The sequence below is a fragment of the Glycomyces sp. NPDC048151 genome (assembly GCF_043202775.1).
In the GTDB taxonomy this organism is placed as follows: Bacteria; Actinomycetota; Actinomycetes; order Mycobacteriales; family Micromonosporaceae; genus Glycomyces.
The window spans coordinates 80,973-102,085 of the sequence record NZ_JBIDBB010000012.1; the positions used below are offsets into that span (position 1 = coordinate 80,973).

Consider the following 21,113-nt stretch of genomic DNA (forward strand, 5'->3'; position numbering starts at 1 on the left):
CCGTCGTCGTTCGCCTCGCCGACCGGGCCTCGACTCGTCAACTCAGTTCGGGGACGGTGAACACCCGGGCTTTCATGTCGCCGCCCAGGACGACCAGCAGGTTCCCCGCGAGCGCGGCGTGCTCGGGGAGGTCGGCGCCGACATCGGCCCCCGCCGACCGCTCGCCGGTCGCGGTGTCGACGACGGCGACGTCCCAGCCGCCCATGGTCGAGACCTCCATGGCGGCGAGGCCGCCGCGCACGGCGATCGCGGAGGTGAACAGCTCGCCTTCGAGGACCTGGCCGCCTTCGAAGTCGAGGATCTGCGCCGAGTCGACGGTGTCGAAGACCTGGTCGCCGTGGACGATGCCACTCGGGGTGGAGTACCAGTGGTCGTCCACGGACCATTCGACGACGGTCTCCCACACCTGCTTCCCGGTCTGGGTGTCGACCGCGATGGTCTTGTACTGGTCGTCGGCGTTGGCGTGGTCGAGCGCCGCGCACACCAGGTGCGGCCCGCACGCTTTCACGTGCTGGATCGTGAACGCCACGTCGAGCTCGATGCGCCAGGCCTCGCCGAAGTCCGAGAGCGCGTGCGCGACAAGGGTGTCCCGCCCCGGGGACGCCTCGTCGGAGGCCTTGGCGATGACGAGGTCGTCGAAGGCGGTCCAGTACTCGCTGTTCACGGGCAGGTCGCCGTCGTGCACGACGCTGCCGTCGGCGGCGTCCCGCACGATCGCGGTGCCGTCGTCGGGGAGGAGCTCGACGATGCGGTCGCTCGCGGCCAGGTTGTCGTAGAGCGCGTAGGAGTTCGGCGGCACGGCCCCCAGGTCTTCGGCGCCCTCGTCCCAGACGGTCGCGGCGCGGACGCGGTACTCGTCGATGATGAACAGGTCGTAGGGGCCGAGTTCCTTCCACACCTCCTCGCCGGTGGTGAGGTCGATGCGGATGACGGCGTTGTCCTCGAAGCCGGTGCGCTGCTCCACGATCGCCTCGCTGCCGTAGTAGGCGACGTCGTTGCGGTCGATCCACGGCTGCTTCCACAGGAACTCGCCGCTGTCGTAGGAGAGGGCGGCGCGCATGTTCTGGCCGCCGTCGGTGGCCGATGCGGTGGCGTCGACGAGGAGGACTTCGCCGACGACGGTGAGGAACAGCTCGGTCGGCTCGAGTTCGATCGACGTGGTCCAGACCGGCTCGCCCTCGGCGGAGACGGCACTGACCGTGGTCTGGCCGTCGGCGACCTCGGCGAGGATCGCGAGGCTGTCGGCCGCGGTGACCGCGCCCGCTCCGGTGGCGTTGAGCTGCTGCTCGTATCCGAGTGTGAGCGCGGGCCCGCCGCCGGTGGCCTCCTCGAGGTTCTCGGAGAGCCCTTCGATGAGGTCGCCGGCGCCGTCGCCCACGAGCCCGCCCCAGTCGACGCTGTTGAGCACCACGGCGACCGCGACGATCATGAGCACGACCGAGGTGAGCACTCCGGCGAGGATCCGGGTCCGCTTCGGGACGGGCCGCGGCGGCATCGGCACCGGTCCGGTGTGGACGGTCGGCTGGAAGGGCGCCTGCGGCGTGAACGGGGCGGCGGGCGGGAGGCTCCCGGTCGGGCTCGGCACCGGGGCCGGGCTCGGGTAGGGCGCGTAGGTGACCGTGGGCGCGCCCGCCGGGGGCGTCGCGGGCGACACGACCGGGGGCGTGGCGGGCGGGCTCGAGACGGCGGGGTCCTGGCCGGTGACGGCGAACCGCAGCGCGCCGAACGCGACCGGCAGTTCGGGCTGCTCGGGCACGGACGGGGCGACGCCGAGGCGGGCGTGCAGACGCGTGGCGACGAGCGGCATGCGGCTGGAGCCGCCGACGAGGAGGAGCGCGGCGAGTTCGCCGGGGGCGACGCCCGCGCGTTCGACGGTGCGGCGGGTCTCGTCCACGGCGCGGGACACGAGCGGGTCGGCCAGCGACTGGAGCTCGTCGCGGGTCAGGTGCAGGCCCATCGGGTTGTGCCCGGGCAGCGCCACGGGCGCGGTCGAGGTGCGCGACAGCATCTCCTTGGCGGCGCGCACTTCGCCCCAGAACGCGAGCCGGTCGCGCATGTCGGCGGTCGTCTCGGGCTCCGAGAGGCGCTGCCACAGTTCGGGGTCGCGCCCGGCGACGATCCGGCCGAGGTGCGCGGCGAGCGCCATGTCGACGTCGAGGCCGCCGAGGTCGTCGAGGCCGCCGACCGCGAGGGTCCGGAAGCGGCCTGTGCCGTCGTCCTCGCGGCGGACCACGGCGACGTCGAACGTGCCGCCGCCGAAGTCGAAGATGGCGACGGCGCCGCCGCGCGGCACGTCCTGGCCGAGGATCTCCGCGCAGTAGGTGGCGGCCGCGATGGGTTCGGGCAGCAGCGTGACCTGCCCGAATCCGGCGGTCGCGGCGGCCCGTTCGAGCGAGGCGCGGCGGACCGGGCCCCAGTCGGCGGGGTAGGTCAGCACCGTGGAGGTCGGGCGCTGGCCGGAGGCGGCCGCCTCCTGGGCGACGCGGCGCAGGCCGGTCGCGAGGAGCTCCTCGACGGGGACTTCGCGGTCGCCGAGGAGGACGGTGCCTTCGTCGATGCGGCGCTTGGGATGCGGTTCGAACCGCGCGGGTTCGGCGGCGGCGAGCCGCTGCGCGTCGCGTCCGGTGTGGAGCTCGCCTTCGGCGTCGAGGTACACGCCCGACGGGAGGAGCGGCGAGCCGTCGAACAGCAGGGAGCGGGGTTCCTGGCCTTGACGGCCGACGACGGCGACGGTGTGGGTGGTGCCGAGGTCGACGGCGAGCCAAACGGGGGTCTGCAAGCGGGTCCTACTCATGGGCGGGGCGGAGGGGGCGGGGACCGGCGATCCTCTGCGAGGATATCGCGGTGTCGGACCCTGGTTCTACAGTGGCACGAACGACCGACACCGCTACTTGACGGGGGACGACATGGGTGCTTGGGGACACGGGCCGTTCGAGAACGACGCGGCCCTGGACTTCGTCGGCGACCTGGCCGACGCCGGGCCGGGCGAGGTGCGGGCGGGCCTGCTCGCGGCGATGCGCGCGGTCGCCGACTCCTCCGACTACCTCGAGGACCCGGAGACCGACGCCGCGCTCGCGGCGGCGGTGCTCGTCGCGTGCCGCCTCGGCGCGGACCCGGGCAGTGCCTCGGCCGCGGATCTGCTCGCGTCCTGCCCGTTCGAGGCGGACGGGGAACTGCGGCTCGCGGCCCTGCGCGTCCTCGACCGGCTCGCCGACCCGCGCGACAACGAATGGCACGACCTGTGGACCGACGCGGGCTCGCTCGACAAGGTCCTGGAGCTCCTTGCGCCCTACCGGGAACGGCTCGCCGCGGCCGGATCCTGACCCCGGCCGCGGCATCCCGGTCACGGCCGGAACGCGGTGAGGACCACCAGTTCCGACTCGTCGTGCGGCAGGTACCGGACCTGCACGACCATGCCCGGCTGCAGCTGCGGGATCGCGCTCGCGTCGATCGGCTTGCGCTGCGCGAGGTCGAATGTGCTCTGGTCGGCGCGGGTGACGCGGAACGTGAGGTCCATGACGGCGCGGTCGCCCTGGATCTCGCCGGTCGGGGCCATGGCGAGCACGACCGCCTTCGCTTCGACGCCCTGTTCGGAGATCTGCAGCTGCCGGGGCGTGACGAGGCCTTTCGCGACGCGGACGCGGTCGATCACGGCCTGCATCTCGTGCTGCGGCGCGTCGGCGGCGATCACGATCTTCCCGTCGGTGCTGCCGGGCCGGTAGCGGACGGGCAGGACCGCGCCGGGGACGACGTGGGCGAGCTCGGTGATGTCGATGATCGCTTTGGCGACGCCGCGGAACGACTGGCCGTCCATGGTGTCGACGTCGAAGAGGATCTCCAGCTGCGGCTGGTCGTTGATGCTCAGGCCGGTGCGCTCGGCGGAGACGATGGTGCCCATGGCGAGCGGGGCGCCTTCGAAGCCTTTCGGGGCGAGGCCGCGCATCTGGCGGATCGCGCCGTCGGCGACACGCGAGATCGAGAGGATCGGGAGGACGCAGAGGAGGACGATCGGCCCGGCGAGCCAGCCGTTCGCCCACGCGTCGGGGGTGTCGCCGCCGAGGCCGGTGACGACGTACATGACGGTGAGGGCGCCGCCGACGATGAGGCCGATGACGCTGAGTGCCTTGAACATGAGGTGTTCCTTTCGGGTTGGTGGATTCAGTCTCGGACCGGAAGCGGCCCTACCGGTCACAGGTTTCGGTCAGCCGAGGCCGACCTGGACGCGTTCGATGGAGCCTTCGGGGGCGACGATGACGAGGTCGGAGAGCCAGTACGAGCCTTCGGGTGCGGCGATGACGGCGGTGTGCCCGCCGGGGCCGGTGAGGGCGCGGCCGAGGCGGCTGCCGGTGTCGACCGACGCGGTGACCTGGCCGGTGGCGAGGTCGACGACGTGCAGCGCGTATCGTTCGACGCCCGGCTCGGGCCGGTGCTCGACGAGGACATGCCCCGAGCCGGCCCCTGCTGCGGCCTGCGCGCCGAATCCTTGCAGGAGGTCCTGGCCTGCGGCGGCGGCGTCCTCCATGGCGTCGGCGATGAGCTCGTCCACGTCGATCTCGACGGTGTAGGTCGTGATCATCGAGGTCTGGTCGAGGACGATCCCGGCCTCGTAGAACACGCGGGTGCCAAGGGCGCGTTCGCCTTCGGGCCCGTCGACGACGAGACCGCCGCCGAGCGCGCCGTCGGCGGTCGGCTCGATCCAGACCGTGCTCTCGCCGTCGGCGAGCAGCGCCTCCGTGCTCGTCATCCCGCCGATGTCGGGCACCGAGCCTTCGGCGAACAGCAGACCGGACCAGCTCGCGGTCGTGTCCGCGTCCGCAGGGGCTGCTTCGAGCGCGTCGAGGGCGATCGTGTGGACGCCGCCGTTCACGTCGAGCGCGACGACGGCCCCGAGGCCCGGGTCGAACGCGTACGCCGCACCCGAGACCGACTGGGCCCCTGCGAGACCGGGAATGTCTCCAGCTTCAGTGACGGTGCTGCCGTCGGCGAGGTCGAGGACCATCAGCCCGTCGTCCGAGGCGACGTACGCGTACCGCTCCCCCGCCGCGACGACGGCGGCCTTCCACGACGGCTCCTCCGTCAGCTTCACGTCCCAGGCGGTGTCGCCGGTCGCGAGATCGACTGCGGCGAGCCGCACTTCGAACACCTCGTTCCGCAGCGACGAGATGAGGTCCCCGGACCCGTTGCGGTCGTAGGGGACGAGCGCGAGGTCCGTGCCGTCATGCGACGCGAAGCCGATCCCGGACTGGATCGCGATGTCCGGGTCGGGCGCGGTCAGGTACTCGCCGCCGACCGCGAACGCGCCGATCCCCAAGCTCATCACCAGGACCGACCCGAAGACGCCGAGCCCGCGCCCACGCTCGGGCTTCGGCGTCAGCGGATGCTCCGGCGTCCCGTACGGGGAGCGCACCGGCGGCTGGCGGTCCGGGAACGGCCGGGCCGAGGAGTATCCGGGGACGTGGCTCATGACGGGCCTCCTTCTTGGGTCCCGTCAGCATCGCCGCGCCCCGGCCGCTACCGATCACAACTTTCCGGCGGCCGAGTCCGACTAGAATTCGCGTCATGGTGCAGCGCATCGCGGCCGGGGCGGCCGTGCCCCGGGGCATGCTCATCGCCGACGCGTGGGCGCAGCTCGGCGATACCGTCGCGCCCCTGAGCAACACGTCCGGCCGCCCGCTCGCGCGCACCGTGAAGCTCCTCCTCGACCCGCTCGTCCTGCGCCCCACGCTCAACCCGCGCTTCGCGGGCGGCCTCATCGGCCTCGCACACGTCGACGACCTGCGCCGCACCCTCCTCGACGCGGGCCCTGCCCTCGCCGCGACCGCCGCCTGGTTCCAGCTCCTCAAGAAAGCCAGACGACGCGCGGGCATCACCGAAGGCAACCCGCAGGACCTGTACTTCCAGCGCTGCTACGAACTCGCCCACGAACACGGCGCCCCGCACGCCCTCCCGGACGCCGACGCGATCGCCGCCGCCACGGTCACCGACATCCGCGCCGAACGCGGCGACGTCACCGTCGACCGCCTGCGCCGCTTCATGACCGACCCCGACCAGGTCGTCAAACTCGCCGGGATCCTCCAGAACGCCTGGGACGACCGGCCCGAACCACCGCACGCCCCGCCCGACGGCCTCACCGCGTTCCTCGACACCTGCCCGACCCGGCCCGATGCGCACCTGTGGAAGACCCTGGTGGACAGGGCGGTCGGCACCGCCGAAGCCGCCGAACTCGACCGACCCCGGGTCGCCCGCGACTACGGACTCACCGCCCGAGAGCAGCCCCAGCCGCCGGAACTCGGCGACCGCGCCTCGAAGCGCCGCCTCCCGCCGCCGTTCGACAGGTCCATCATGGAGCGCCTGTTCGCGGCGTTCACCGCCGTCTTCCACCGCGAATCCATGGGCGACATCCCCTCCATGGTCGTCGGCGAGATCCACCGTTCCGCCGCACCCTGGCAGCTCGCCGACGAACCGAGCCGCGTCGCCATGGCCCTCGGGCGCGACGCCAGCGACGGCATCGACTACTGGGTCGACACGACCCCGACCTCGGATGCCAACGCGCACTTGATGGCCCGCTACTCGCGCGAAGAGTACGTCCACGCCGTGCACCGGCAGCCCGACCCCGAGTCGGCGAAGGTCCCCGAAGCCCTGAAACGGGAGATCATGAACGTGCAGGAGCCGTACCTGCGGCGGCTGTGGGCGCGCCTGCACGGCCGCGAGCTGCGCGGCGAGACGACGACGGCCGACACGATGTGGGACCTGCTCGACGGCGTCTTCCGGTCGGTCCTCCTCGACCAGCGCGACCGGCTCCGGCGCCTCCTCGAACGCGAAGGAGACCGGGCATGACCGCATTCGAAGTCGGCCGCGTCCGCGCGGTCATCATCGTCGCGAACCACCCGGTGCATCCGCAAGGGGTGGAGCGCCCGCACCCGGAACGCACCGCACTCGTGGAGGCACGCGGAGCGCTCCTCTACTGGGACGTCCTGGACCGCAACGCGCACCCGTCCGCCGAGATCCACAACGAGCAGCTGGCGGCCGACTGGCTCTGGGAGATCTACGGACCCGAAGCGGCCGACGCGATCCTGGACGCCTCCGGCCCGATCGACACCGACTGGGACGCCCCTGTCCTCGACGCCGCCCGCCGCCTCGCCTACCTGCGCTGGGCCGAGGCATGGTGGCCGTCCTCCCACGCGGCGGGCGTCCCCGCCCTGGACACCGGGCTCCTCCGGGCCGAAGCCGCCTGGCGCACAGCAGGAATCGAACACCTCCTCGACGACGAGGAAGCAGTGGAGCGGGCACTCCGGGAAACCGACATGACCGCAGTCGAAGCAGCCGCCGACCACCCGGACATCGACGCCGCACCACTCGCGGAAGCCCTGGAGCACCTGGCCGAGGACTACGGCGTCGAACTGCGCCGCGAAACCGTCCGGCTCCGCCGCGAGGACTGGGCGCTCGCCGCGGGCGGGACGGCCGCCGATGCTCCGGTGCTGGCGAGCGGCGGGGCGCCGGTGGACTGGGCGATGGTGCCGCAGGGCCTGGTCGACGCCGCCGACGGCGCGTCCTGGGAGCTGCATCAGGGCCCGGGCGGCCTCCGGGTCACCGTGACCGTCCCGGCCGCTCCCGAGACCCGCGACTTCCGGCTGACCGCGCAGATCGGCGGCGTCGAGATCGACCTGCGCCTGGACCCCGGCACGGGCACGTTCACCGGCGAAGCCGAAGCGCCGCAAGCATTCCTGCTGCTCCCGGCCGACCGGCGCGTCCTGCACGTCTTCTCCCCGGACTTCACGACCGGCGACGTGACGAACGACCCGAGGCTCGCACCGCACCGGGCGGCGATCATCGAGTTCGCCCGTGAGCGCCTGGACGACCCTGAAGCGAGCCTCGCCGAGCGCGCCGCATGAGCACCGACGACCTGATCGGCCTGCACGGCAAGGAGACCAGCGGCCCGCGCTGGGCCGCGTTCCGCGAACTGAACAACGCCGCCGCACGTCTGGCGAGCGAAGGCCGCGTCACCGAGGCGGCGGCGATGTTCGCGGAGGCGTACGCGCTCACGCTGGTCGACGACCTCGACGCCGCCGGGTTCGACGGCCGCGCGCGGGTGCTGGGGAACCTGTCGAGCCTCGCGGAAGGGCGCGGCGAGACCGCCGAGGCCCTGCGCCTCGCCGGGGAAGCCCTCCGCGCCTGCGAACGCGCCGAACGTGAAGCGGGCGACCGGTACGGGACGGTCGCGGTGCGGACCAGCGTCCTCATCCAACGCGCCCAGACGTTCCAGCTGCTCGGCCGCTACGACGACGCGCTGACCGACCTCGACGCGGCGCTCGCCCTCACCTCGGACACCGGCACGGGCGACGACCGGCTGCTGGAGTTCAACCTCCACAACACGCGCAGCGTGCTGCTCTTCGGCCTCGAACGATTCGAAGAGGCCGAGACGGTCGCGCGGCGCGCCCTCGACCTCGCGAACGCGTTCGACCCAAGGCTCGCCGCGCACCCGTACACGAACCTCGGCATGATCGCCCAGGCGCACAACGCCGGCGACGACGCGATGTCCTACCTCCGGTCAGCCGAGCAGATCCACACCGCTGCGGGCGACCTCGTGCAGGCGGCCCTCGTGGTCGCCAACCAGGGCCGCGTCGCCGCCCGCATGGGCGACCCGGAGGCGGCCGGGCGCCTCCTCGCGCGCGCCGAGCAGACGTTCCTCGACGGCGAGCATCCGCTACGGGCCGCGGAGATCCGGCTGAGCCGCGCGCACGTCGCGTTCCAAAGCGGCGACGCCGACCTCGCTCGTTCCCTGCTGCCGCAAGCGATCGAGGCCCTGCGGGACGCGGGCCACGTCGTGATGCTGGCCGAGGCCCTCGGCGTCCGCGGCGACATGCTCGCGGCGGAAGGCGACCTCTACGAGGCCGAGCAGGCGTTCCTCGAAGCCCGCGCGCTCTACGAGCAGACCGGGGCGCGCTACCAGGTCGCGCGCGTGGACATGCGACGCGCGCTCGCCATTTCCGCCGCAGCCGAGCGGGCGGCCGACCCGCAGGAGCAGGGGCATCTCGTCCTGTTGGCGCTCAACCTGTCCCTGCCGTCCGCGCTCGCCACCGACGCGATCCGGCACACGTACGCGCCTGGCCGCGCGCGGGAGCAGTGGGCCGCGACCGTGGCGATCCCGGCGATGGCGCACGCGCTGCACCTGGTGACGGTCATGGAGGACGGGGCGCTGATGTCGGAGCTGCTCGAGCACATGAGCGGGACGGTGTCGCTGCACGCGCCGGCGTCCGCCGCCGCGCTCGCACCCGACCAGCCTCCCCCCGACCTCGCCGCTCCCGATCTCCCTGTCCCGAGCGGTGAACCGGCTCGGCTGGCGTTCGCCGCATCGGCATTCATCACCGGGACCTCGGCGGACTTCCCGGCCCCGCAGTTCGCCCTGCCGCCCCGGCTGCGCGTCAACCCGAACCGACCGTCCGCATTGGAGCCCTGGATCACGGAGACCGAGCACCGCTACGGCTTCGCGATCCGCTCCGACCAGGTGGTGGACTCCTGGTGATGCCTCCGGTGCGGCCGACCGTGCAACTCAAACTCGTCGACACCGACCACCTGTTCTCTTCGTGGCGTTGGGAACACGACCTCGGGGCGATCCAGAACACCATGGTGCCCGGCGAGACCGTGTGGCCGGTCGTGGACGAACTCGCCAGAGCCCTGCCCACCCCGCTGCCCGGCGAGACGGTGGACCAGGCCCTGGAACGCTCCCTGAACGGCCCGCTCACCGACCCCGGCCGCGAGTTCGACCTCGCCACGAGGCTCGCGCGGGCGCTCATCCCGTACCGGCTCGCGCAGGAGCTGAACGCGTACCTGTCGCAGGGCGTCCGCCCGCACGTGCGCATCCAGCCCTCCCACGCCACGGGCCAGGTCCCTTGGGAGGCATTGCGAGTCGACGAGGGCGAACGGTTCGTCACCAACGCGGACATGTCGGTGCTGCCGCCCGCGACCGTCCGCAACGCCCCCGAGCGCCGGGTCTCGGTCTGGCGCGCGGACGGCGCGACGGTCACGGTCCTCGATCCCAAGGTTCCGGGTGCGGGCGTCGCGCTCGGCTCGGTCCTCGGCCCCGCAGGCACCGACCTCGCCGAGCGCCTCGGCCTGGACGGGTCCGCGTACCACCGCGGCGACCAGACCCGCGACACGATCGAACCGCTGCTCGCCGACGCGTCCCGCTTCCTCTACGTCGGCCACGTCACGACCGCCGCGCACGGCCTCGACGCCCGCCTCCACTTGAGCTGCGGCCCAGGCACAACCGGCCGCGCCGCGCTCGTTGCGGGCCATCGCCCGCTCACTGCGGCCGACATCGTGCTGGGCCACCGACCCGGTGCGCCCCGCGCTTGGCGGATGCCGAACCGGGTCGCGTTCATCGCGTGCGAGAGCGGCGGCGAGGTCCGCTTCGCCGAACCGGTAGGCCTGGTCGCCGCCGCGATCCACACCGGCGCGCAGTACGTGACCGCGACCCGCTGGACCCTCCCCACCGACGCCGGCATCCGCCGCTTCGCCACCGCACCCCCCACGACCCCTGTCATCCCCGAAGCCGTCCTCGCGGTCAACGGAGCCCACCAGGCCCCCGACCCCGTCGCGGCCCTCAACGAATGGCAGCGAGCCCACGCCGCAGCCTGGGAATCCGGGGGCCGCCTGGAACACTCCCCGATCATCTGGGCCGCCTTCGCCACCGCGTTCGCGTAACCAGGCTGACCACCCGGAGGTCGCGCAGAGCGCCTACGGGCCACCGGCGTTCGTCCGATCAGCTCATATGGACCGTCCGAACATGCATTCTCTCCCACGAACATTGCGGGCGCGCTCCAGAGATGCAATCGTGTTGTCACTCAACGTGGAGTGACTGAGGAGCGGACCCCATGACCTATCGATTCAACGTGCCCCCAGGCTGGCCCGTCGAGCCCGGATGGACGCCGCCCGCGAACTGGCAGGCCCCTCCCGTCTGGCCGAGCGCCCCTCCCGGCTGGCAATGGTGGGTGGCAGCGGAACCGCTGCCTCCCGCACCCGCGCCAGCCCCACCGGAAGCCGCCCAAGCACCGGTTTCGACTGCGCCGCAGGTCAATCCCGACCTCCAGCTGCTCCTGACCACCCCGATCGCCTCCGTCTCGGCATCCGAGACCGGCTTCACCCGCAAGGGACGCTTGGAGTCACAGGTGGCGGCCATCGAGGAGTTCGCAGGACGACTCCAGCGGGCGCTCGTCGCAACCGTCGGCGAACTGCAGACCCTCGGGGCGCTCGATGCCGCAGAACTCGCGGTCGAGACCAACCGCCGCAAGGCGATGATCGACCATCTCGACGCGGAAACCGCCGCCAGGAAGGCAGCGGCCGACGCGCAGGCACAGGACCAGCTCCACCAGATCGGTATGCAGGCCACCGCCGCCAACACCGAACTCCACCGCGTGAGCCTCGAACTGGAGAAGGCCAAGCGGTCACTCGTCGTGACCCGCGACGAGGCCCTGCTCCAAGAGGTCGGCGTGTACGAGTACACCCATCCGCTCGAAGACGCGGTCGCGTACAAGGCCGAACTGGAGACCATCAAGTCCAAGTACAAGTCGCTGGCCAAGAGCGACAAGGCCATTTCGAGCATCTCCAACTGGCACGTGAACGGCTCCGCCACTGCCGGGAAGAAGATGGTCCGGGAATTCTCGAAGCTGATGCTCCGCGCCTACAACGCGGACGCCGACAGCCTGGTACGCACCATGCGGCCCTACAAACTCGATTCGGCTGTCGACCGGCTCCAGAAGACCCGCGAGACCATCATCCGTCTCGGCTCGACCATGGACATGCGCATCACCGACGCGTACCACCGGCTACGCGTTCGGGAACTCCAGCTGACCGCCGACTACAAGGCGAAGACCGAGGAGGAGAAGGAACGCATCCGAGAGCAGCGAGCCCGCGAGCGCGAAGAGGAGAAAGCCCAGCGGGAGATGCTCAAGGAACAGGAGAAGCTCGAGAAGGAACGCGCCCACCTCCGTTCGGCGATCGCAAAGCTCACTGCCAACGGCGACACAGCGGCGGCCGCAGCGTTGACCGCGAAACTCGACGAGGTCGACGCCGCTTTCGAGAACGTCATGGCCCGGCAGGCGAACTCGGCTGCGGGCCACGTGTACGTGATCTCCAACAGGGGAGCCTTCGGCGACCAGATGGTGAAAATCGGCATGACCCGTCGGCTCGAACCGATGGACCGGGTGAACGAACTCGGTGACGCATCCGTGCCGTTCCGCTTCGACGTGCACGCCATCGTGTTCAGCGAAGACGCGCGCGGCCTCGAAGCCCGCCTCCACGAGATTTTCGCCGAGCACCGGGTGAACAAGGTCAACCTGCGTCGCGAGTTCTTCTACGTGACCCCGCTGCAGGTCCGCGAGGCGCTGGCGAAACTCGCGGGCGAGCACCTGCTCGAGTACACCGATGAACCTGAGGCCTACGAGTGGCGGGCCAGCGGCGGTGCGCCCCGACCCGCCTGACCGCTAGGCGAGATCGCCCAGGAGCGCGGTCGGATCGCCCTCGATCGCAAGGGCGTCCAGTACCTTGAGGAGCTGATTCTCCTCGTATCTGAAGTGGGTCTCCATGACCGCGCCGATGCCGTCGAGGTGGCGGTGGAGCTCATCGGCCCCGGCATCCGAGTCCATTGCGGCCGTGAGCTGGCCGATGAGGTGCTCGAGCATGTTGTGGTCGCTCATGAGGTTGGCGATCACGGGTTTGAGCTCGGGGTGCTCGGCGATGACCTGTGGGAAGAGGCCGCCGTCCTCGCTGCGGTGGTGGCCGGAGAGGGCCGAGCAGAAGCCGCGGCAGAAGAGCAGGAGGTCCTGCCCGGCGGTGTCGCCGTCGTCGAACTCGCCGTCTATCGAGCGGCGGGCGAGGTCGAGCGCCTTGCGGAGGCGCTGGTGGACGTTGCGGAGTTGGGTGCTGAACGCGACCAGGCGGTCGGTGTCGGAATGTATGGTTAGTGCTCCTTCGATCACGGCGCGCCGCCCCGTGGGGCGGATGCGCCGCGACGATTCTATCGGCGCATGCGCGGGCGGCCTATGATCCCGGTCATGACCGATCTCCTCCCTCTCCACCGTCGGACGATGACGATCGCCACCGCGATCGTCGCTGAGGTCCGCGAAGACCAGCTCAGCGCCCATACCCCTTGCGCCGGTTGGGATCTCTCACAGCTGATCGCCCACATGACGGGCCAGAACCGCGGCTTCGCCTCGGCCGCTCGCGGCGAGGCGTTCGCCCTCGAGACCTGGGCCGAGCTGCCCGCTCCGGGCGGGCCCGGTGAGGAATTCGCGGCCTCCGCTGGCGAAGTCGTCGCCGCCTTCAACTCCCCCGGCGCGCTGGACCGCGAATGGCCGATCCTCGTCGGCGACGACCGCTCGCTCCCCGTCCCCGGGCGGCAGGCACTCGGTTTCCACTTCATCGACTATGTCGTGCACGCCTGGGATGTGGGCGTGTCGATTGGCCGCAAGCCCGAGTTCGACGACGACATCCTCACCGCCGTACTCCCCCTCGCCGAGGAGGTCCCGCTCGACGGCCCGACCCGCAACGGCCCTTACGCGCCCTTCGCCCCGGCCGTCGCGATCGACCCAGGCCTGGACAAACTCGACCGCCTCCTGGCAACCCTCGGCCGCGATCCGCACCTCACCATGAACGACCTGCGGTAACGCCAGTTATCCACAGGCAGAACGACTCCGAATCCACAAGTTATCCACAGGCGGAAACTTTCTGTTGCCACTCCACTACTCAACATGTTGTAGTAGATAGCAAAAACGGAATCAAAAGCCATCTGGCACCAGCGGGATGGCGGCGACAAGAGGGAATCGCGATATGTCGCCATACCGAGGTCACGCGCGGCAATCCAGCCGCGCGTGGCCCCCGCCAGGTGCCACACCCCTCGCTCCCGCGGGAGCAAGGCGCGGGCGGCCGAGCCACCAGCTCGGCCGCCCGCCACAACAACTGCACGACATACCTACGCCGCAGGCGCATCCCCATACAGGCGCTGGAGTTCACGCTTGAGGATCTTGCCGCTCGGGCCCAGCGGCAGGGCCTCGACCACGTGCACGACCCGGGGGTATTTGTAGGCGGCGATCTTCGCCTTCACGTAGGCGACGAGCTCGGCCGGATCGGGCTCGGCGCCTTCGGCCGGGACGATCGCGGCATGGACCTCCTGGCCGTGCTCCTCGTGCGGGACACCGAAGACCGCCGCGAGCGCGACGGCCGGGTGTCGGGAGAGCACGGCTTCGACCTCGGTGGGGTAGACGTTGTAGCCGTTGCGGATGATCATGTCCTTCTTGCGGTCCACGATCCGGATGACGCCGTCGCCGTCAACGGTTCCCAGGTCGCCGGTGCGGAACCAGCCGTCGACGACCGCGGTGGCGGTGGCGTCGGGGCGGCCGAGGTAGCCCTTCATGAGGTTGTGGCCGCGCACCACGATCTCGCCCAGGGTGTCGGGCGGGAGGAGGTCGATGCGGTCCTCGGCCTCCGGGTCGGCGACCGCGACATCGACGCCCCAGATGGACTTGCCGACCGTGCCGGGCCGGATGGGTTCCGAGATGAGGTTGAAGCTGGCGACCGGGGAGGTCTCGGTGAGGCCGTAGCCCTCGTGGACCTGGGCGCCGTAGGCGACTTCGAACGCCTCGAGGAGCGCGGTCGGGAGGGCGGCGCCGCCGGAGATCGCGATCCGCAGCGGGGGCCGGTCGGGACTGCGGGTCGCGGCGGCGACCATGGCCGCGTAGTTGGTGGGCACGCCGGCGAAGACGGTCGCCTTGTGGCGGACCAGGAGCGCGAGGGCTTCGTCGGGGTCGAACTTGGGGAGCAGGATGATGGCCGCGCCGCGGCGGAACCCGGCGTTGAGGACGACAGTCTGGCCGAAGGTGTGGAAGAACGGGAGTCCGCCGTAGAGCACGTCGTCGGGCCGGTACTCGAAGGTGTCCAGGAGTCCTGTATGGACCTGCTCGATGACGGCGAGGTGGGAGCCGACCGCGCCTTTGGGGGTGCCGGTGGTGCCCGAGGTGTAGAGGATCGTGGCGGCGGCGAGCGGGTGGACTGAGGCGTACCGGTCGATCGGGGCGGCGGTGGCGGCTTCGGCCTCGAGGCGGTCGACGGGTCGGCCGTCGAGTTCGAGGCCTTCGGGGGCGAGGACCGTGACCAGGGGGATGCCCGCGAGGGCAGCGGCCGGGGCGGCTTCGGCGAGCATCGGGGCGGCGGCGACGACCAGGTCGGCTTCGGCGTCTTCGAGGACGAAGCGGATCTCCTCGGATTTGAAGAGGAGGTGGATGGGGATGACCACCGCGCCGAGGGCGAGCGCGGCGTAGTAGACGCGGGGGAAGTCGGGGACGTTGGGGATGATCATGGCGACCCGGGAGCCGGGGCCGATGCCGCGCGCGGCGAGCGCGCCCGCGTAGGCGCGGGTCTGGTTCCACAGGTCGCCGTAGGCGATGGTCTGGTCCATGAAGTGCAGGGCCGGGGCCTCGGGGCGGCGGCGGGCGGTCTCGGCGAGGATCGCGGCGATCGAGAGGGTTCCCTGGCCGGGGCCGTCGAGGGCGGGGTCGGGTTCGCGCGTCGGGCCGGGGCCGTTCGCGGCCTGGCCGGTTCGCGCGCTGCCGGGCTGGTGCGTCATTGCACGTCTCCTTTGCTCAACGCCCATCCTGCCGTGTCGGGGCGGGCCGTGTCACCGTCCGGAGGCGAGCCATTCGGTCGGGTCGCGGCGGATGCGGTCGATGACGGCCATGGCGGCGCCGATCGCGGCGGCGTCGGGGCCGAGGGTCGCGGGGCGCACGGTCACGGGGGTCCAGCGGGCGGAGAGGACGCGTTGGCCGATCTCGGCTTCGACGCCGTTGATGAGCCAGGAGGAGAGGAGGGCGAAGCTGCCGCCGAGGAGGACGGTGTCGATGTCGAGGAGGTTGAGGACGTTGGCGACGGCGATGCCGAGGGCGGTGGCGGCGGTGTCGAGGGCGGCGATGGTCTCGGGGCGTCCGGCGTCGGCCCAGGTGAGGAGGGCGGCGTCGGCGGTGAGGCCGGCGGGGAGGGTTTCGCCGTCGAGGATGGCGGCGAGGCTGGCGTAGGTCTGGAGGCAGCCGCGCGAGCCGCAGCGGCAGGGTTTGCCGTCAGGGTCGATGGTGAGGTGGCCGAGTTCGCCGCCCCAGCCGTGGGAGCCGCGCATGAGGCGGCGGTCGAGGATGATGCCGGCGCCGATGTCGAGTCCGCCTGAGATGTACAGGAAGTGGTCGGGGGTGGCGCGGTGGAGTTCGCCTCTGGCGGCGAGGTTCGCCTCGTTGTCCACATTGGTGGTGACGTCGAGGTGGCTGAGGTGTTCGGCGAGCAGGGTTCCGGCGTCGACGTCGCGCCAGCCCAAGGAGGGGGCGGTGCGGACGATCCCGTCGTCGGTGGGGCCGGGGACGGCGAGGGTGGCGGTGACGACGGTGAGCCCTTCGGCGGCGGCGACGGCGGCGGCTTCGGTCGCCATGCGGCCCAGGCGTTCGAGGACGGCGGGCGCCTCGGTCTCGGTGAACGGCGTGTACGCGAGGTGGCGCACGGTGCCGTGGAGGTCGACGACGCACGCGGCGAGGCCGTCGGTGCGGATGTCGAGTCCGAGCCCGGCGGGTCCGGTTCGGGAGAGGGTGAGACCCATACGGGGGCGCCCGGCCCGGCCGTCGGGGGTCGCGCCGGTCTCGGTGACGAGCCGCCCGGCGATGAGCTCTTCGACGATGCGGGTGATGGTGGGCCGGGTGAGGCCGGTGGCGGCGGCGAGCTCGGTGCGCGAGACGGGGGCCTCGGCGGCGAGGACGTGCCGGAAGACCAGTTCGAGGTTCAACGCGCGCAGGCGTTCCTGCCGGGCGGGGTCGTTCGAGCGGGCCGCGTTCATGCCGGGGGCCGCGCTGCTTCGGCGAGCGCGGCGGCCGCGTCTTCGGTGAGGTTGCCGTCTGCCACGACTGCGAGGATATGCCGCTCGATCTGCTCGCCGGGTTCGAGTACCAGTGGACGGTCCCATGTGAGCGATGAGCCGACGCCGAGGTAGTCGCGGGCGCGCACGAACCAGCGGTCCCGGGCGGTGGTGGCGTCGGCGGGCGCGAACAGTATCGTCCACTCTGCACTGACTTCGGAAGCGCCTGCGCTGCTGCCGGAGTCGCCGCCGCTGGTGCCGGAGACGGTGAGCCAGGGCGCGGTGGTGCCGTGGACGGCGCGCACGCCGGTCCCGGCGGGGCTCTGTACGCGCACCTGCCCGCTGACGGCGGGGCCGCGCCAGAAGAACCCGCCGTATCCGGCGCCCACGCGGCCGAGCGCGGCGGGGCTGCGGATCGGCAGCGGTCGGTCGGTGGCGTTGGCGAGCCGGGTCTGCACCGAGAGCGTCCAGGCGTCGGGAGTCAAAGGGACGCAGGCGATCGCGCGCCGTTCGCTGAGGAGCGCCGCACCGTCCCGGTCGACCCAGTGGAGGGTGTGGGCGAGCTCGGTTTCGGTGTGCCGCAGCCATCTCCGGTGGCGTTGCGCGCCGTGGTCGTCGAGCCAGGCGGGGCCGTGTCCGGCGACGAAGGTGCGGCCGCCCCAGAAGTTGCGGCCGCCGATGTCGGGGGCGGCGATGCTGATGCCGAGCTGGTGGGTGTGGGAGTGGGGTCGGGCGTCGGTGACGACGGTGCCGTTGAGGGTGCGGACGGGGTGGAGGAAGGGGCGGGGCGCGGTGGAGGCGGGCAGGTCGGAGCGCCAGACGTAGCTGGCGACTTCGCGGCCGTCGACGTGGAGTCCGAGGGGTTGGTCGGCGTGGAGTGCGCGGACAGTGCCGGAGTGCTCCATTGCGGCTCCAATCACTTAGGCCTCGCGGGGTGCGGGGCTGGCCGTGACGGTGTCGACCAGGCCTTCGATGGCTCGGGGGCTGAGGTCGCCGTCGGCGACTACGGTGATGATACGTCGGCGGGGGCCGTCGCCCGGGGCGGCCATCAGGGGCTCGGTCCAGGCGAGTGCGGGGCCGACGCCGAGGTAGTCGCCGCTGCGGATGAACCAGGGGTCGCGTTGGGCGGCGATGTCAATGAAGACGAGGGTCCAGGGTCGGGGTTCGCCTGAGCGGAGGGCGAGCCAGGGGGTGGCGGTGCCGTGGAGGTGTTCGGTGCCGGTCGCGTTGGGGCCGTGGACGTGTGCGCCGTCGGGGCCGAGGGGGGCGCGCCAGAAGAAACCGCCGTATCCGGCGCCGGTGCGGCCTTTGGCGCCGGGGCTTGAGATGTGGAGCGGTTCGGGGGTGTGGTTGTGGAGGGTGTAGCGGAAGTCGAGCGCCCAGGCGCGGTGGTCGACGGGTCGGGCGGCGATGCGGCGGCGTTCGCGCAGGAGGAGGGTGCCGTCGGGGGCGATCCAGTGGAGTTCGTGGGCGAGGACGGTGTCGGTTCGGGCTTCCCAGCGGTGGTGCCGTTGGACGCCGTGGTTGGGGAGGGGGAGTGAGCCTCGGTCGCGGACGTAGGTGCGGCCGCCCCAGAAGTTGACGCCGCCGGCGTCGGGTACGGCGATGCTGACGCCGAGGTGGTGGAGGTGGTCGGGGGGCATGGCTTCGGTGACGCGGGTGCCGTTGAGGGTGCGGACGGGGTGGAGGTAGGGGCGGGGGGAGAGGGTGTGCGGGAGGTGTGGCCGCCAGACGTATTGGGCGACGGTCTGTCCGCCGAGGATGAGCGGGTGGGTCTGGGTGAGGGTGGTCTGGTCATCCATCGGCGTGGGTGATCCGGACGGCGTCGAATCGGGCGGTGCCGCTGGTTCCGGTGGCGAAGAGGCCGATCGCGGTGCCGACCCAGCGGCCTTGGACGGCTTGGAAGGGTGCGCCGAACGGTTGGGGTTCTTCGCCGGGGGGTGCGGCCCAGAACTGGCTGCGGCCGGTCGGATCGACGTCGACACCAACCCTCACAGAGGTGTCGGCGCCGGTCGCGACCGGCCGCTCGGGGCCGTTCTGCCGGGCCGGTGTTCCGGCTTCGGCGGTTCGGCAGGTGATGCGGGTCGTGTCGCCGTCGCGGGTGAGTCCGATCCAGGCGTGGTCGTCGCCGACGAGGGCGAGGCCTGCGGTGGCGCCGTCGGCGGGGTGGTGGAGGCGGATGGCGGTCTCGGCGCGGCAGCCGCCGTCGGGGAGGCGCTGGCCGAGGAGGTTGGGGAGGTGTCGGAGGTCGGGGGTGCCGGGGACGCAGGCGAGGTGGAGGCCGTGGTCGACTGTGGCCCAGCCTGGTTGGGGGTTGGCTTGCCAGGCCCATTGGGGTCCGATGGTTGACGTGAAGTCGTCGGAGGCGGCGGGTGCGGTGGGCGGTTCGCCCGCGACGGGTTTGGGGTGTGCGGTGACGGGGGTGCCGTTGTCGCCGATGCTGGGCCAGCCGTCGTCGGTCCAGTGCACGGGCTGGAGGTGGACGACGCGGCCGAAGGGGCCTTTGTCCTGGAAGTGCAGGAACCAGTCGGCGCCGTCCTTTGTGGTGACCCAGGCGCCTTGGTGGGGGCCGTTGACGTCGGTGTGGCCTTGTTCGAGGACGATGCGGTCTTCGTAGGGGCCGAAGGGGTCGCGGGAGCGGAAGGCGGACTGCCAGCCTTCGGTGACGCCTCCGGCGGGGGCGAGGATCCAGTACCAGCCGTCGTGTTCGTAGAACTTGGGGCCTTCGAGGGTGCGGTAGCCGGGGAGCCGGTCGCCGTCGATGGCGACGGTGCCGTCGTCGAGGAGCTGGGTGGCGTCGTCGTTCATGCGGTGGACGGTGAGGCGGTTGTTGATGCCGGCGCGGCTCTTGGCCCAGCCGTGCACGAGGTAGGCGTTCCCGTCGGATGCCCATAGTGGACACGGGTCGATGAGCCCCTTGCCGCCCTTCAATAGGTGCGGTTCGGTCCACTCCCCCGCGGGGTCTTCGGCGCTGGTGACGAACAGGCCGCGGTCGGGGTCGGGGTAGACGATCCAGTACCGGCCTGCGTGGTGGCGCAGGGCGGGGGCCCAGACGCCGCCGCCGCGCTGCGGGGTCCGGAAGTCGTCTTCGGGGACGAGCCGCTGGAGTGCGTGGCCGATGATCGTCCAGTTCACGAGGTCGCGGCTGTGAAGGATCGGGAGGCCGGGGACGCGGTGGAAGCTGGAGGCGGTGAGGTAGAAGTCGTCGCCGACGCGGATCGCGTCGGGGTCGGACCAGTCGGCTCGCAGGACCGGGTTGCGGTAGGTGCCGTCGCCGTTGTCGGGGCCGCTGTGCTTCGAGAGGAAGTGTGGCAAGGTGTTCCCGTTCATTATTTGAGGCCGGTGGTGGCGATGCCTTTGACCAGGTATTTCTGTCCGGCGATGAAGAAGCCGATGATGGGCGCGAGGGAGAGTACGGACATCGCGAACATCTGGCCCCACTGGGATTGGCCTTCGGAGTCGATGAACTGGCGCAGTGCGAGCGGCACGGTGTACAGCTCGGGGTCGGTGAGGTAGAGCAGCGGCCCGAAGAACTCGTTCCACACGGAGATGAACGTGAAGATCGCGGTGGTGGCGAACGCGGGGCGGCACAGCGGCAGGATGATGCTCCAGAAGGTGCGGAACGGTCCGCAGCCGTCGATGCGGGCGGCGTCGTCGAGCTCCTGCGGGAGCGAGCGCATGAACTGCACCATGAGGAAGATGTAGAACGCGTTGGTGGCCAGGAAGTTCGGGACGAGCAGCGGATAGTAGGTGTTGAGCCACCCGAGTTTCGCGAACAGGATGTACTGCGGGATGAGCAGGACGTGGCCGGGGAGCATCATGGTGCCGAGCATGAGCGCGAAGAAGAGCTTGCGGCCGGTGAAGTTGAGCCGCGCGAACCCGTACGCGGCGAGGGAGCACGAGAAGAGGTTCCCGACGATGCTGAGGACGACGATGATGATCGAGTTGGAGAAGTAGATCCCGAAGTCGTACTCGAGCGCGGTCCAGCCGTCGCTGTAGTTGGACGGGTTCCATTCGGCGGGCCACAGCGACAGGTCGTCGAAGATGAGGCCGTTGGGTTTGAGCGAGCTGGAGACGAGCCACAGCAGCGGGTACATCATGACCAGGCCGATGACGCACAGGATCACGTGCCGGGAGAAGCGGCTCTTGCGGGTGCTGCCGAAGCGCTCGATGAGCGCGTCGGTGTCCTCGTTGGACTTCTTGACCCTTGGCAAGGTCGTGGACATTGGCG

At 71.3% G+C, this 21,113-nt stretch carries 17 protein-coding genes; 7 read left to right on the plus strand and 10 right to left on the minus strand.

Annotated features, from left to right (window positions below):
- Positions 1 to 37: 37 nt before the first annotated feature.
- Positions 38 to 2,779: an Hsp70 family protein gene (locus ACGGCP_RS25385; RefSeq protein WP_392970976.1), complete on the minus strand. Its 2,742-nt coding sequence runs from the start codon at positions 2,777 to 2,779 to the stop codon at positions 38 to 40.
- Between the two features lie 127 nt (positions 2,780 to 2,906).
- Between ACGGCP_RS25385 and ACGGCP_RS25390 the strand changes: the two genes are divergently transcribed.
- On the plus strand, positions 2,907 to 3,323 hold the full coding sequence (locus tag ACGGCP_RS25390; RefSeq protein WP_392970979.1) for a DUF4259 domain-containing protein: 417 nt from the start codon (positions 2,907 to 2,909) through the stop codon (positions 3,321 to 3,323).
- Between the two features lie 20 nt (positions 3,324 to 3,343).
- Here the strand turns inward: ACGGCP_RS25390 and ACGGCP_RS25395 are convergent, their stop codons facing one another.
- Positions 3,344 to 4,132 carry a hypothetical protein gene (locus ACGGCP_RS25395; RefSeq protein ID WP_392970982.1) on the minus strand — a complete coding sequence of 263 codons (789 nt, stop codon included), beginning with the start codon at positions 4,130 to 4,132 and terminating at the stop codon, positions 3,344 to 3,346.
- 69 nt (positions 4,133 to 4,201) lie between these two features.
- Entirely contained in the window at positions 4,202 to 5,464 is a 1,263-nt protein-coding gene (locus ACGGCP_RS25400; RefSeq protein ID WP_392970985.1) for a PA2928 family protein, read from the minus strand.
- A gap of 95 nt (positions 5,465 to 5,559) precedes the next feature.
- Between ACGGCP_RS25400 and ACGGCP_RS25405 the strand changes: the two genes are divergently transcribed.
- From ACGGCP_RS25405 to ACGGCP_RS25425, 5 genes are all read left to right on the plus strand, one after another.
- Entirely contained in the window at positions 5,560 to 6,837 is a 1,278-nt protein-coding gene (locus tag ACGGCP_RS25405; protein WP_392970988.1) for a hypothetical protein, read from the plus strand.
- Positions 6,834 to 7,892 carry a hypothetical protein gene (locus tag ACGGCP_RS25410; protein ID WP_392970990.1) on the plus strand — a complete coding sequence of 353 codons (1,059 nt, stop codon included), beginning with the start codon at positions 6,834 to 6,836 and terminating at the stop codon, positions 7,890 to 7,892. Before ACGGCP_RS25405 ends, ACGGCP_RS25410 begins: the two co-directional genes overlap by 4 nt.
- Complete coding sequence (locus ACGGCP_RS25415; protein ID WP_392970993.1) at positions 7,889 to 9,523, plus strand: tetratricopeptide repeat protein; 1,635 nt, start codon at positions 7,889 to 7,891, stop codon at positions 9,521 to 9,523. The genes ACGGCP_RS25410 and ACGGCP_RS25415 overlap by 4 nt, the downstream gene beginning before the upstream one ends.
- A 20-nt stretch (positions 9,524 to 9,543) precedes the next feature.
- Complete coding sequence (locus tag ACGGCP_RS25420) at positions 9,544 to 10,704, plus strand: CHAT domain-containing protein (RefSeq protein WP_392970996.1); 1,161 nt, start codon at positions 9,544 to 9,546, stop codon at positions 10,702 to 10,704.
- Positions 10,705 to 10,874: 170 nt separating this feature from the next.
- On the plus strand, positions 10,875 to 12,479 hold the full coding sequence (locus tag ACGGCP_RS25425; RefSeq protein ID WP_392970999.1) for a DUF4041 domain-containing protein: 1,605 nt from the start codon (positions 10,875 to 10,877) through the stop codon (positions 12,477 to 12,479).
- Between the two features lie 3 nt (positions 12,480 to 12,482).
- Here ACGGCP_RS25425 and ACGGCP_RS25430 read toward each other — a convergent pair whose 3' ends face one another.
- The gene (locus ACGGCP_RS25430) at positions 12,483 to 12,977 is read right to left on the minus strand and encodes a hemerythrin domain-containing protein (protein WP_392971003.1); all 495 of its coding nucleotides are present in this window, start codon (positions 12,975 to 12,977) and stop codon (positions 12,483 to 12,485) included.
- A 75-nt stretch (positions 12,978 to 13,052) separates the two neighbouring features.
- Between ACGGCP_RS25430 and ACGGCP_RS25435 the strand changes: the two genes are divergently transcribed.
- Positions 13,053 to 13,664: a TIGR03086 family metal-binding protein gene (locus tag ACGGCP_RS25435; RefSeq protein ID WP_392971006.1), complete on the plus strand. Its 612-nt coding sequence runs from the start codon at positions 13,053 to 13,055 to the stop codon at positions 13,662 to 13,664.
- A 305-nt stretch (positions 13,665 to 13,969) separates the two neighbouring features.
- Here ACGGCP_RS25435 and ACGGCP_RS25440 read toward each other — a convergent pair whose 3' ends face one another.
- Genes ACGGCP_RS25440 through ACGGCP_RS25465 form a run of 6 tightly spaced genes read right to left on the minus strand, consistent with a single transcriptional unit; the run spans position 13,970 to position 21,108 of the window.
- Positions 13,970 to 15,619, minus strand: a complete 1,650-nt coding sequence (locus tag ACGGCP_RS25440; RefSeq protein WP_392971009.1) for a long-chain fatty acid--CoA ligase — start codon at positions 15,617 to 15,619, stop codon at positions 13,970 to 13,972.
- Between the two features lie 51 nt (positions 15,620 to 15,670).
- On the minus strand, positions 15,671 to 16,864 hold the full coding sequence (locus ACGGCP_RS25445; RefSeq protein WP_392971012.1) for an ROK family protein: 1,194 nt from the start codon (positions 16,862 to 16,864) through the stop codon (positions 15,671 to 15,673).
- Positions 16,861 to 17,787: a PmoA family protein gene (locus ACGGCP_RS25450; protein WP_392971015.1), complete on the minus strand. Its 927-nt coding sequence runs from the start codon at positions 17,785 to 17,787 to the stop codon at positions 16,861 to 16,863. Before ACGGCP_RS25450 ends, ACGGCP_RS25445 begins: the two co-directional genes overlap by 4 nt.
- Before the next feature lie 15 nt (positions 17,788 to 17,802).
- Entirely contained in the window at positions 17,803 to 18,684 is an 882-nt protein-coding gene (locus tag ACGGCP_RS25455) for a PmoA family protein (RefSeq protein ID WP_392971018.1), read from the minus strand.
- Positions 18,677 to 20,197 (minus strand): glycoside hydrolase 43 family protein, encoded by a 1,521-nt coding sequence (locus ACGGCP_RS25460; protein ID WP_392971021.1) that lies wholly within the window; start codon positions 20,195 to 20,197, stop codon positions 18,677 to 18,679. The genes ACGGCP_RS25455 and ACGGCP_RS25460 overlap by 8 nt, the downstream gene beginning before the upstream one ends.
- Before the next feature lie 14 nt (positions 20,198 to 20,211).
- Complete coding sequence (locus ACGGCP_RS25465; RefSeq protein WP_392971024.1) at positions 20,212 to 21,108, minus strand: carbohydrate ABC transporter permease; 897 nt, start codon at positions 21,106 to 21,108, stop codon at positions 20,212 to 20,214.
- Positions 21,109 to 21,113 lie beyond the last annotated feature (5 nt).